Here is a 13,277-nt window from a genome sequence, read left to right on the forward strand (position 1 = left end):
AACAGCGGGATATCTATCAGCTTTCGGGTCGTTAAGAGTTATCCTGGAGTAGTTGATAGATGTCCTGTTTATCATAGGATTTTCAGGGGGGACGAATTCATGAAGGTGAAAAGCATCAAATCGCTCTGGGGAATGGGAGGCTCGCTGGAGAGCCAATTCGAGCGGATTGCAGCTGCAAATTACGACGGAGTCGAAAGCCCATTGCCAAATGAAATCGAAAAATATTTCGGGTTTTCTGTGGAGGAAAAGCAGTTCCGCAGCCTGCTGGGCCGGTACAAGCTGGATTATATCGCGATGGTATTTACGGACGGTAACCATGCCCAATCATTTACTGAACAGGTCAAACAAGCGGAAACCTTCGCTCCTCTCAAAATCAATGCTCACAGTGCCAGAGATTGCATGAGCTTTGATGAGCAGGCCTCCTATTTCGAAAAAACGCAAGCCGTCGAGATGACCTTAAGCGTTCCGGTCAGTCATGAAACCCACAGGGGGCGCGCCATGTTTACACCATGGACGACGTCGGCACTATTGCGTGAATTCCCGGATTTAAAAATTACGGCAGACTTCAGCCACTGGGTCTGCGTGTGCGAGTCGCTGCTGGAAGACCAGCAGGAGCACCTGGATTTGGCGATCCGGCGAGCCAGACATATTCATGCACGGGTAGGGTTTGCCCAGGGGCCGCAAGTCGGTCATCCGGCCGCTCCCGAATATACGCTTGAGTTGAACATGCATATGGATTGGTGGAAACGGATCATTCAGGTCAACGCTGAAGCAGGGACCGAGCTAACCTTCACGCCGGAATTCGGACCGCCGGGCTATATGCCGGCACTTCCGTTTACCAAACAGCCTGTAGCTGATTTGTGGGATATGTGCCTGTGGATGAAGGGAGAATGTGACCGTATAACAAAATAGTGGGAGGGCGTTTTGTATGCAAAGATTGACTGGAAAAACAGCTATTGTTACAGGAGGAACACGGGGAATCGGCCGGGGCATTGCAATGGCTTATGGCAGGGAAGGCGCCAATGTTGTCGTCTCCGGTACGAATGCCGCATTATGTGAAGAGGTGGCCGGGCTCATTCGGAGCGAAGGCGGTTCCGCTGTCGGCATCCCCTGCGATCTGTCCCAATTGGAGCAAATTGAACGATTGTTTGACAAGACGTTAGAACATTTCGCAGAAATTCATATCGTCGTGAACAATGGTGCCATGATTACGTTTGAGTCTTTCGTAGATATTACACCCGAGTCCGTGAGAAAAACGCTGGAGGTTAATTTGCTGGGAACTTTCTTCTGCGGACAAAGGGCGGCTAAGGAAATGATCCGCCAGGGCAAGGGAGGTAAAATTATTAATTTGTCCTCGATTATGGAAAAAGTGGGCACGATGAATTTGACGCATTACGGCGCCTCCAAGGGTGGTGTCATGATGCTGACTAAATGTATGGCTCTGGAGCTAGCCGAACATAAAATTAACGTGAATGCGATAGGGCCAGGTGTTATCGACACGGATCAGCATGCTGAGAAATTTGCAAAACCCGAGGGCAGAGAGGCCGCCATTGGGCGCATTCCATGGGGCCGGACTGGCGTGCCGGCGGATATAGCAAATACCGCTGTGTTCCTGGCAACCGACGATTCGGACTTTGTAACGGGCACAACCATCTTTGTCGACGGCGGACAGACCTCGCAAATGTAACCAGTTGGGGGAGATTTCATTGACGTTTCAAGGATATAAACCGGTTTTGACGGAATCGATGGTTATGAAAATGATAGAAATATGTGTTAAAAAAGCCGACGAATTAAATATATTCGTTAATATTGCGGTCATGGATGACGGGGGAAACCTGAAGGGTTTTCTTCGTATGGACCAGGCTGCTTTAATGAATGGGCAAATAGCCCGAAATAAGGCATACACCGCGGTGGGACTTGGTATTCCGACGACCGATTGGTATCCAAAAATCAAAGATATGCCCGAGTTACTGCATGGTCTTGTGCATACGGACAATATGGTTATTTTCGGTGGAGGGCTTCCGATCTACATCGATTCGCAATTGGTCGGCGGCATCGGCGTATCAGGAGGAACCTGTGAACAAGATGACATTTGCGCACAGTCTGCTCTAGATGAAATACTGGGGGATCAAAAAAGATGAACAAGAATATGACTGCCGAAGAAATACGACAACAAGCGCTGGCCTTATTGGAGCTGGCTCATATTCCCCTTAGCGCAGACGAGAAGGCGGGACTGCAGCTTTGGGATTTCGGGTTGAACAATCCTGCCCGGTACGGCATTCATATCGTCGAATATATCAATAACGACCGGTATTGCGCGCGACAGTTGGTCATGCTTCCGCGGCAGACAGTTCCCGAACACAGGCATCCCCCGATAGGGGAAGATCCGGGCAAAGCCGAGACCTTTCGGGTCGTTTGGGGTAAAGTATGGGCCTATGTGGATGGCAAGCCGACAGGTGCCATAGCCGCTGAGATCGTGGAAGAGGATAAGCCGCATTTTTCCGCGTTACGACAAATTGAATTGCATGCAGGCGAGCAATACACGATCGGCGCCAATGTATCTCATTGGTTTCATGCGGGCGACGATGGCGCCGTGGTCATCGAATTTTCAAGTCCGGCCCAAGACAAATGCGATATTTTCAAAGATCCTAGGGTTTCCAATTAGAAATGAATAGGATACCGTCTGCGCGCAGGCTGCTTTGGATGCTTTATCGTTAGGATTTGAAAGATAAGATACGAAAACGAGGTGGGAGATCATGTTGAAAGAGGTTCATTACATGAAAAATTTGAAACACCGAAAGAGAGAGCAGCTTTATGCCTTATGGCCTCAAATGACCACACTCGGTTTCGTTGGCAAAATACGTGAAGAGAGTTTCTGGCGGTCTTTCAAAGGGGGCTTTGGTTCCATCAAATTTGTATATTCAGACAATCCCATCAAAACGGAAATCACCATGTTCGCTGAGATTCGTTTCAATGAACTGGAAAATTTAAAAAACCAAAGTCGTCCACATCTAAGCGATAGGGACAAATTGCAAACATTTTCATTTAGTGATGAGTATGGTTATCTTCGCGGTAAGCCATTCCCGCAAAAGTGGTTTTTCGATGATGAGACGGATATGGATGACCTCGCGGAGGATATGTCTGTAGCTATTCTAGATACCTTGGTTCCTTACTTGGAAAAATATTCGACTATGGAGCGCGCTCTTGACTTTATGCTTGAAAAAGAGAACAGAATGAAACACTCGTCCATAGATACAACAGCGATTAACGTTGTAGGGATGGCTTTTATTTTAGGAAGAAATGATTTGGATGATATTATTTCCTCCAAAACTCAAATGTTGAGAGAAAAAGGCAGTCGTAACATAGATGAGTTTCTAAGATTTGTACATCAAATTAAGGCATAAGTGAATTCGACACAATCAGGCTGCTCATTGAGCAGCTTTTTTGTTGTGGTGCAAACCATGATAACGTAACTGATAATGAAGTCATAGGATGGAGCAACTTAGTATGGAAACCAAATTGAATTTATTTAAATGGAAGCAGTATGAATCAGCAATCATTTTACTAACCGTGCGATGGTATTTAAAATATAGTTTAAGCTATCGAGACATCGTAGAAATAATGAGCGAGCGGGGATTAGAGATTTCCCATACGACGATCATGAGATGGGTCCATGAATTTGGGCCCGAAATCGACAAACGAATCCGCCCCTATTTAAAACCTACAAATGATTCTTACAGAACGGACGAAACGTACATCAAAGTCAAAGGTCAATGGAAGTATTTATATAGAGCAGTTGATTCTATGGGGAATACAATTGATTTTATGCTATCTGGAAATCGAGATATGCCGGCAGCTAAGCGTTTCTTTACAAAAGCATTGACCTCACCACATAATCAATTACCACGTGTGATTACTTTGGACAAAAACCCGGCATATCCACCAGCCTACAAGAATTAATAAATGAAAAATTCCTGCCAAAAGAAACATTGGTTAGACAAACTAAGTATCTAAACAACATTGTTGAACAAGATCATCGATTCATAAAGAAAATCACAAAACCGATGCTTGGTTTCAAATCGTTTCACACTGCAGAACGGACGTTGAAGGGAATCGAGGCCATGCATATGATAAGTAAAGGACAGGCGAAAAATAATTCGTCTGTCCTATCTGCTGTTGAATGGCTCAATAAAATATTTGGTATAGTTGCATAGTTTAATTTACAATTTGTTGGGTATTTACTGTCCTTTTTAATTCTTGCACCACAACCATTTATTCTATACATAATCTATACCAAAATACAATCTACTTGAAAAACATCCTAACGAAAACAGCACTTCTGCTTGCCCTCTTAGCTAAAATTGATTACTGGACAAATTATACAAAAGTTGATATTGTATTATACAAAGTTAATACAAAGACTATACAATAAGTTTGCTTTGTTTACTACATGAAATGCTGATTTGGTGATTTTAATTTCTAGGTATTGGAGAAAGAGGTGTGAATATGAAGTTACATTCTATGATAACAAAAATTATGATTCTATTTCTTGTTGTGCTTAGCTTATTTACGATTATCATCAATTTCTATGTTGGCAAACAGGTAAAGGAGAAGTTTGTTCTTGCGGCGCAAAATAAATTAACTTCCGATTTAGCGATGTCCACAGCATTCCTAAACGTGAAGTACCCTGGTAATTGGCGTATTCAAGGGGATAAGCTTGTAAAAGGGAACACGATTATCAATGAAAATTTTGAAATCGTGGATGAAATAGGGAAGTTAACTGGAGATACGGTCACGATCTTTTTGGGTGACACACGAATTACTACGAATGTCCAGAAGGATGGAAAACGTGCGGTGGGGACCAAGGTATCTGACGCTGTTAAAGATGTAGTGTTAAAAACAGGGTCAACATACATTGGAGAAGCCGATGTGGTAGGAACGATAAGTGAAACTATGTATGAACCAATTAAAAATGAATCAGGCATGATTATCGGGATTTTCTATGTAGGTGTTCCCAAAAAACCATTTAACGTCTTGGCTCAAAACATCTCAAATAAAATTTATAAAATTAGTGTAATCACTCTGATACTTTCGCTATTATGCAGTTATATCATCAGTCGGCCTACGATTCTCTCCATTCGGAGATTGGTTATGGCAACCAAGCAAATAGCTAATAAAGATTTGACTCACAAGGTTCAAGTGCATTCAAGAGATGAACTTGGAGAGCTGGCGCAATCTTTTGAAATCATGAGAATAAATTTATTGGTAATGCTATCTGATTTGGGAGATATATCCTTGAATTTGAAAGAAAATAGCAATTATCTAGCTGAAGCGGCCAAACAAACAGAGCTGGCATCAAATGAGGTGTCGAATGCTATCCAGCATGTAGCTGAAGGAACCACAGAACAAACATTCCATGTACAATCAATTCAGGATAAGATAGAGCATACTTTAATAGAAGTGCAAAAAGGAAAACAGAAGGCAGAAGATACGTTCGATTATGCGCTTCATTCTGTTGAAGTGGCCATGAAGGGAGAACACGCATTAAAAAGAACGATTGATCACCTGCTAGGCGTTTCAGAATCCGTAAAAGTTGCTACGAACTCCATTCAAAAGCTTGGAAAACGCTCAGATGAGATAGGCGGAATTATTCAAGTTATTTCGGATATTGCTAATCAGACAAACCTACTCGCATTGAATGCCGCTATCGAAGCAGCGAGAGCTGGTGAGAGTGGTAGAGGATTTACAGTCGTAGCCTCAGAGGTAAAGAAATTAGCCGAACAATCGAAAGTTTCTGCGGAAAAAATTACAAATTTGATTCATGATATTCAAGCGGATACCTCTATCACGGTGAGAATGATGGAAGAAAATCTAGAAGCTGTGGAAGAGCAAGTGTCAATTATTTCTTTAAGCGGTCAAGCATTACAAGAAATTGTAGAGAACACCAGTGTTACGAAAGAAAATGCCGATAGTTTGAAATTAATCTTTAAAGACATGGTAGGTCGATCAATAGAAGTGAAGGAGTCCATTCAGCGTGTAACTCAACTTGTTGAAAGCACAGCAGCGGTAGGAGAGGAAGTCGCGGCTTCTACGGAGGAACAGTTAGCGGCTGCAAATGAGATTTCATCTTCCTCAAGGGGCGTTTTGTTTATTGCCAATAATCTAAATCGTAAGATTGAGGAATTTAAAATCCAGTAGTAAAATAGTTAGCTTTATCATTCCATTTGGAATCAAGGGGGGCATACATATTCACTGTCATAACTGTATTATTGATGAATTGAAGTTTGAAATTTTGGTGGAAGACAAAGATCACCCTCAGATGATTTCTTACATCATGAATAATTTGAATAGAACAAATACGTGGCATTGTACAAAAGGGAAAATTTTAATCATCAAGGAATCTGGAGTCAGAGATTTTTTGGATTTCAGTAAAGATCATATGAATCAAGAGGCCATCTATTTTCGCATAGATCATGGGGAATGGAGACCAATATCAGAAGTCTATGGAATTCTTGACATGCGATGGGTTGATGAATTGATCATGAATGAGTCTGTCATTTGTTACTTTCAACCCATTGTCAATGCCAAGGGTGAAATCTATGGGTATGAGATGCTGTCCAGATTTACAAGAGAAGATGGGTCATTGATATACCCGAATGAAGTTTTTACGGCAGCAAAAAAGAGAGAGAGGCTATATGCATTAGACCGATTATGCAGGATGACAGCTGTGAGATACGCGGCACCTTTGAAGAAAAAAGCTTTTATAAATTTTATTCCAACATCGATTTACTCTCCAGAGTTTTGCTTGAAATCAACAGTTCAGCTAGCCAATGAATTAGGAGCGGATCCTTCTCAGTTCGTATTTGAAGTTGTAGAAACGGAGGAAGTCGGTGACATCGCTCATTTGAAAAAAATATTAGCTTATTATAAGAAAAAAGGATTTAAATATGCTTTGGATGATGTTGGTGAAGGATATAGCACAATTGAATTACTGTCCGAGTTGATGCCACAATACATGAAACTGGATATAAAATATGTTCAGGGGGTTGTATCTGATTCGGGAAAACAGCGAATTGCTACTGAGTTCTTACTAGGGGCACTACAGATAGGTGCTGTTCCATTGGCGGAAGGTGTGGAAACTAGAGAGGACTTTGAATGGTTGAAAAAATGTGGTTATGTGCTTTTTCAGGGCTACTACTTTGGGAAGCCTTCACTTATTCCCAAAGAAGAGCGTATACTCGATATTTGAAAATGGGAAATCTGTAGCTTGTCTCAGGGCTGAAAAAATAGACTCGGATCAGAATGGTGGAGATAAGCATTAGGCTAAATGATGTCACTGAGGCTTTCAACTATGAGGTAGAGTCTTTCACTCTTCATCACTACTACTCAAGGTGTCAATGTTGTAATACTGAGAATAAGCGAGAAATCGGAGAAAACATTACTTTATAGTGGGAGGTCAGGCGTACATATCACATGCTTGACCTCCCTATTTTACAATCATATTTACATTATATAACAATAATCGATGAAATTTTTTTTCGCGGGAAAAGGACTTTCTCTTCCTGTTAATTCTCTTCCTAACATAGTGCTCTACTATGACATCCTAATTACTGGAAAATCCCTACATCACAGACTTCTCCGCCCTATCGAGCTGCTCCTTAATCAGGTCAGCCGTCAACTGACCAGACAAAGTCACCATAGGGACGCCGCCCCCGGGATGTGTCGATCCGCCGACAAAATAGAGGTTGTCGAGCAGGTCGCTCTTGCTCGGGATTTTGAAGCCGCCATTGAGCTTACGGTCCGTGACCACCCCATAGATCGACCCGCCATTAGAGCCATACAGATGCTGAATATCGTCAGGAATAAATGTGTACTCGAACTCAATATGTTGCCTGAGATCGGTCAACCCCATTCGCTCGAGCTTAGATAGAACGATATCCCGATACGTCTCTTTCTGGGAAGCGAAGCTCTCACCAGGCTTAAGCGGGGGAACGTGCGTAAGGACGAAGAGATTTTCTTTTCCATGAGGTGCTTGACTCGGATCCGATTTGCTGGAAACGCCGACATATACAGTCGGGTCAGAGGTAGCTTTCCCTTCTACGAAAATATCGCTGAATTCACGATCAGGGTCCTGTGAGAAGAAGAAGTTGTGATGAAGCAGCCCCTCATACACGTTGTCCACCCCAAGGAGCAGGACAAGCCCCGAAACCGTTGGCACGTATTTGGACAAATCTTTGGCACGCTCCGCAGCTTTAGGGTGCTGCTGCAAGATGCTGTGATGAGCTGGAATCACTTCGAGATTAGAAACAATGAGGTCAGCGTCCACAAAGCTGCCATCCTCTAAAATAACGCCAGTTGCCGACCGGCCAAGAGTCTGAACCTGGGCAACGGGTGAGGAGGTGCGAACTTCTACGCCAAGCTCCCCGAGCAGCTTCAGCATAGCTTCTGCAATTTGATACATTCCGCCTTCGACATAATAGATGCCAAGTCCCATTTGCACATATATTAATTGTGACAGAACAGCGGGAGCTGCATACGGCGAGGATCCGATATACATAATGAAAAAATCAAACAATTGTCGGATATGTGTATCCTTCAGGAACCGATTTGTCGTCTGATGCATCGTCCTAAGAGGGTCCATAGACAGCAGTTCTTTCATACTGTGGAACCGACGAAGATCGCTTAAACCAGAGAGACTACGGTTATAGAAGCTTTTGGTGTTGAGGAGATACATGTTTTGGCTATACTGCAAATAAGAGAGAAACCCAGCGGCATCTGCAGGTGAAATTTGTTCAAATTGCTTTAACAATTGAGGTAAGTCGCTTGTAATATCCAAGGTTACCCCATCTTCAAAAAAAGTGCGCCATTGCGGCTCGACACGAACTAATGTCATGTAATCTTCTAAACGACGGCCTACAGAAGCAAAAAGTTGCTCCAATACCCAAGGCATTGTCAATATAGACGGACCCGTATCGAAGGAATATCCTTTCCCGGATCTCATATTTAACTTACCGCCAGCTCGTTCGTTTTTCTCGAGTACCGTTACCTGATGTCCATCTGCCGCAAGGCGAATGGCGGAAGACAGGCCACCGAGGCCGCCTCCAATTACTACGATTTTTTTGCTCATATTGAGCACATCCTCTCATCATTGGTCATTATGCCGAAACGATGCTGATGACAAAACCATATACGTAATTGTATAATTATTGTAGAACTAATGTCAAAGGTTGGAATGTCGAGCAGAAAGAAGGAACGGACATGAACATGCCGAATACGTATGAACCTACCGACGAACAGAGCTGTCTGGAAGCTGCGATGTATGCGGCTCGGATGGCTTTTCCAATTTGGAAAACGCAATCGGTTGAGCAACGCCTCCGTAACCTAACTAGACTTCGGCAGTTATTGGTTCGAGACATGGATGAATGGATCATGCTCCTATCTCATGAAGCTCACAAAACACCGATGGATACCTTAATGACCGAGCTCTATGTCACTTTAGAAGCCATCGCTTATTATGAGAAACACGCAGCACGGATGTTACGCACCCGACGTAAGAGAACGCCCATCGCTTTTATGGGAGCGCGCTCCTATGTCGTCCATGAACCTTACGGTGTTTTACTTGTGATTACACCATGGAATTTCCCGCTGCAGCTAGCACTAGTACCTGTCATTTCTGGGCTAATAGCGGGTAATGCGGTTCTGCTTAAACCATCTGAGAAATTGCCTAACATTGCCGCGAAGCTATCATCGACACTAATCGAAGCGGGCTTTCCAGTTGGACTTTGCCAAGTCATTCAAGGTGGCAGAGAAGTCGTGGAAAGGCTGATCGAGGCGAAGCCTGATAAAATCTTCTTCACTGGCGGTGAAGGAGCGGGACGTAACATTCTACAGCGAGCAGCTGCTCATCTCATCCCTTGCGATATGGAGTTAAGCGGCAAAGATCCCATGATCGTGTGCGCGGATGCGAATATCGAACGGGCCGCAGCGGCAGCCGTTTGGGGAGCCTTTCTGAATAGTGGTCAAGCTTGTATTAGTGTGGAGCGGGTGTATGTACATAGACAGCTATATCAACCGTTCTTAGAAGCAGTGCTGAGACATACACGAAGCCTGCAACAAGATATCGGAGGCCGATGGGCCGATGTTGGCGGCATGACAACGACAGAAGCTTGGTCGAAGGTGCAAAGTCAGCTGCAAGATGCCATCTCAGGTGGTGCTATTGTGGAAATAGGTGGGCTAACCCCAGATGCTGAACCACCACTATTCCCACCAACAGTCTTGACAAATGTTACCAACGATATGCGTGTGATGCGTGAGGAAACCTTCGGACCTATCTTACCCATTCTGGCGTTTGACGATGAAAGTGATGCTATTAGGCTTGCTAATGACTCTCCTTACGGTTTAAATGCCAGTATTTTCACCAGAGATGTAGCACAAGGTCGTAAAATTGCGGATCAACTAGAGACTGGCAATTGTGTGATCAACGATGTCGTTCGGAATATTAGTAACATGCATCTGCCTTTCGGTGGCGTGAAGCAGAGCGGGTTTGGCCGCATCCATGGTGAGGAAGGACTTCTTTCTTTTTGCCAAAGCAAGTCTATTATGGTTAAGCGAGGCAGGCAAAATCGTGAAATCAACTGGTACCCGTATAAGGAAACCGCTTTTACATCCATGAAGAAAGGCATTCGCTTCTTGTTTGGTGGAGGTCCACGATTATGATTATATCAACCATCGTGTGGCTTAGTGGACTTATGTGTGGGGCATGGCTCTTAGGCAAAATCCTTCCTCTGGAAGGGAATTATCGTATGTCGTTGTCCATCGGTCACAATCCGAACCTCCCCCGCATTTCAGTTATCATTCCAGCTAGAAATGAAGAGAGGAATCTGGCAGTGTTGTTACCATCCATCAAAGGGCAACCTATCTCTGATCTCGAGGTGATCGTCGTCGACGATGGATCAACGGATCGTACTGCAGCCGTCGCCTTATCCTACGGGGCTCGGATCATTACACCTGGCGAGCTGCCCCTTGGCTGGGTCGGCAAATGTTGGGCGAGCTGGCATGGCGCACGAGCCGCAAGCGGTGATCTGCTTATTTTCTTAGACGCAGATACCTGCATAGAACCTGGTGGCCTATTGAAGCTGGCCGAGGCGGGGCTGGAGCTGAACGGGCTGCTTTCGATCCAACCTTATCACATCATGAAGCGCCCTTATGAATCGTTATCGGCGTTTTTTAACATCGTCGTCCTGGCTGCGGTTGCAAACCCGAAACCAACTAAGCATAATCGGAACCGATCAACAGGCGCATTCGGACCTTGTATAGTCTGTACCCGAGAAGCGTACTTTGAATCAGGCGGTCATGAGACAATCCGTCATCATATCCTCGAAAATCACAGTTTGGGTCGTCTATTTGCGAGACAGCAGCAACCTGTGCATAATCGAACTGGTGAAGGCGTATTAACGTTTCGCATGTATCCCGAAGGTTTTGGGCAGCTCATCAGTGGGTGGAGTAAAAGCTTCGCTTCCGGCGCCTCTTCTACAACGCCTTTACGCTTACTTGCTATTATCTGGTGGATGACGGGGGCGGTGACGGTTGTCACACAGTCGATGGATTCACAGATGTGGTCACTTCCCCTCGCTATCGTGCTAGGATGTACCAGCTATACGGCATACGCTCTATTGCTATATGCACTGCTCAAACGAGCGGGCAATTTCAGTATGCTTACAGCCATCTTTTTCCCTATTCCACTTCTTGCATTCATGGGAATCTTTGCGAGCTCGGTGCTGCAAACCTTTTTCAAACGAGAGGTGACGTGGAAGGGGCGCTCCATTTCAACCTCGAAGGGGAGAGAGGAACCATGAGAATCGTCGAAATGTGGCCCATGTGGACATTACTTGCAGATATCACAGGATGGTTTCTCGTGCATATGGGGGTGTCCTACCTGTTTTTCATCATGCCGGATCGATGGTTCATACGCCTAACTGATGGCAAACTTCCCAATTCACATGGCCTACGAGAAGAAATCATCTATGAACGGTATCTCCGAATTCGCACTTGGAAGGATAAACCCCCCGATGGGGGAGGACTATTCCCTGGAGGCTTTGCGAAGAAAAAATTTGCTATACTGGATAAAGCTTATGTGAGTAAATTTATAAGGGAAACACGGCGAGGGGAATGGACGCATTTTGGTTCGATGCTGCCGGCGCCACTTTTTTTTATGTGGAATGAGCCCTTGTATGGGTGGATGATGATGATTTATGCCATTATAGCGAATGTGCCCTTCATCCTCATACAGCGCTATAACCGCATACGATTGCAACGAATTCTTAGGAAATTGACAGAAAAGAGTGGAAACGAATGATGTACACAATTAGGCAAGCCTCGACACTTCTAGGGATTCCCGCTGTCACAATAAGGGCTTGGGAAACAAGATATGGCGCAATTAAACCCGTTCGCACAGAGGGTGGCTATCGCTTATTTACAGACAAAAACATGGAAGATCTCCGTTTTCTTAAAATACAAACAGACGAGAAAGGCATGACGATCTCACAAGCGGTTCGAATGTTGAAGGAGCAGCAGGATTTACGTGAACAATTACTAGAATCCAAGCCAGAGATGGATGCTTATCCTGGTAAACAAGCGCATCAAGACATGATTGACCGCTTATATGACAGCTTGAGTAACTTCCGAACAGAACAAGCGAAAACGATGATTGAACTAGGATTTTCTATGTACGGCTATGACATGATGATTTATCATATTTTATTTTCGGTCATGATTAAAGTGGGCACGGAATGGGAAGAAGGACGCGCATCCGTTGCGCAAGAGCATTTCATAACGCAATTCGTTACACAGCGCTGTTTGAGCTTCTTTCATCTATTCCCTGTGGATGAACGGTTGCCACGTATGTTGGCTTTATGTCCCACAGGTGAACATCACCAAGCGGGGCTTCTCTTATTCTCTTTATTCTTACGAAAAAAAGGGGCTGACGTTTTGTACTTGGGCCCTGATACGCCTGAGGACGGCATCCAGAAGATCCTGCAAGAACAGCACATTCGTGTCATTTGTCTCTCGTTGACTGATCCTAAATTAATGGAACAGACCTTTGCATTCATTGATCGGCTGCGGACATCCAATCTAGAGCTGGAAGTTGTTCTCGGTGGGCAGGGCTTTCAGGATGTGCCAGAGCCTTACGCTGCGTGGGTGCTTCCAAGTGATAGTCAGGTTGAATGGGAAAATTGGTTTCAAGACCGGGTGCTGAGGTTCTAAATTTATTTCTTGGG

13 protein-coding genes are annotated in these 13,277 nt (G+C 44.5%); 12 read left to right on the top strand and 1 reads right to left on the bottom strand.

Annotated features, from left to right (window positions below):
* The first annotated feature begins 99 nt into the window (after positions 1–99).
* The 8 genes from G519_RS0102130 (at position 100) to G519_RS0102165 (ending at position 7,249) form a co-directional block, all read left to right on the top strand.
* A complete protein-coding gene (locus G519_RS0102130; protein ID WP_029193269.1) occupies positions 100–912 on the top strand; it encodes a xylose isomerase in 813 nt (270 codons plus the stop codon).
* A gap of 16 nt (positions 913–928) precedes the next feature.
* The gene (locus G519_RS0102135) at positions 929–1,687 is read left to right on the top strand and encodes an SDR family NAD(P)-dependent oxidoreductase (RefSeq protein WP_029193270.1); all 759 of its coding nucleotides are present in this window, start codon (positions 929–931) and stop codon (positions 1,685–1,687) included.
* A gap of 19 nt (positions 1,688–1,706) precedes the next feature.
* Positions 1,707–2,141, top strand: coding sequence for an ATP--cob(I)alamin adenosyltransferase (locus tag G519_RS0102140; protein WP_036631844.1), 435 nt, complete (start codon positions 1,707–1,709; stop codon positions 2,139–2,141).
* Positions 2,138–2,665, top strand: a complete 528-nt coding sequence (locus tag G519_RS0102145) for a cupin domain-containing protein (protein WP_051253007.1) — start codon at positions 2,138–2,140, stop codon at positions 2,663–2,665. Before G519_RS0102140 ends, G519_RS0102145 begins: the two co-directional genes overlap by 4 nt.
* Before the next feature lie 112 nt (positions 2,666–2,777).
* Positions 2,778–3,404, top strand: coding sequence for a hypothetical protein (locus tag G519_RS0102150; protein WP_127527677.1), 627 nt, complete (start codon positions 2,778–2,780; stop codon positions 3,402–3,404).
* A gap of 103 nt (positions 3,405–3,507) precedes the next feature.
* A protein-coding gene (locus G519_RS41385) for an IS6 family transposase (RefSeq protein WP_244279982.1) occupies positions 3,508–4,214 on the top strand; the annotation gives its coding sequence in 2 pieces (ribosomal slippage) (positions 3,508–3,930 and positions 3,933–4,214; 705 coding nt in all).
* A gap of 292 nt (positions 4,215–4,506) precedes the next feature.
* Positions 4,507–6,198 (top strand): methyl-accepting chemotaxis protein, encoded by a 1,692-nt coding sequence (locus G519_RS0102160; RefSeq protein ID WP_029193274.1) that lies wholly within the window; start codon positions 4,507–4,509, stop codon positions 6,196–6,198.
* Between the two features lie 97 nt (positions 6,199–6,295).
* Positions 6,296–7,249, top strand: a complete 954-nt coding sequence (locus G519_RS0102165; RefSeq protein ID WP_307720062.1) for an EAL domain-containing protein — start codon at positions 6,296–6,298, stop codon at positions 7,247–7,249.
* Between the two features lie 372 nt (positions 7,250–7,621).
* Here G519_RS0102165 and G519_RS0102170 read toward each other — a convergent pair whose 3' ends face one another.
* Positions 7,622–9,127 carry a phytoene desaturase family protein gene (locus tag G519_RS0102170; RefSeq protein WP_029193276.1) on the bottom strand — a complete coding sequence of 502 codons (1,506 nt, stop codon included), beginning with the start codon at positions 9,125–9,127 and terminating at the stop codon, positions 7,622–7,624.
* A gap of 131 nt (positions 9,128–9,258) precedes the next feature.
* Between G519_RS0102170 and G519_RS41390 the strand changes: the two genes are divergently transcribed.
* The 4 genes from G519_RS41390 to G519_RS0102190 are packed head-to-tail and all read left to right on the top strand — an operon-like array spanning position 9,259 to position 13,263.
* On the top strand, positions 9,259–10,716 hold the full coding sequence (locus G519_RS41390; RefSeq protein ID WP_051253008.1) for an aldehyde dehydrogenase family protein: 1,458 nt from the start codon (positions 9,259–9,261) through the stop codon (positions 10,714–10,716).
* The gene (locus G519_RS41395) at positions 10,713–11,855 is read left to right on the top strand and encodes a glycosyltransferase family 2 protein (RefSeq protein ID WP_051253009.1); all 1,143 of its coding nucleotides are present in this window, start codon (positions 10,713–10,715) and stop codon (positions 11,853–11,855) included. Before G519_RS41390 ends, G519_RS41395 begins: the two co-directional genes overlap by 4 nt.
* Complete coding sequence (locus G519_RS0102185) at positions 11,852–12,355, top strand: glycosyl-4,4'-diaponeurosporenoate acyltransferase CrtO family protein (protein ID WP_029193277.1); 504 nt, start codon at positions 11,852–11,854, stop codon at positions 12,353–12,355. Before G519_RS41395 ends, G519_RS0102185 begins: the two co-directional genes overlap by 4 nt.
* Positions 12,352–13,263, top strand: a complete 912-nt coding sequence (locus G519_RS0102190) for a MerR family transcriptional regulator (RefSeq protein WP_051253010.1) — start codon at positions 12,352–12,354, stop codon at positions 13,261–13,263. Before G519_RS0102185 ends, G519_RS0102190 begins: the two co-directional genes overlap by 4 nt.
* The last annotated feature ends 14 nt before the right edge of the window (positions 13,264–13,277 follow it).

Origin of the sequence: Paenibacillus alginolyticus DSM 5050 = NBRC 15375, from assembly GCF_000422905.1 — a bacterium.
Classification (GTDB): Bacteria; Bacillota; Bacilli; order Paenibacillales; family NBRC-103111; genus Paenibacillus_E; species Paenibacillus_E alginolyticus.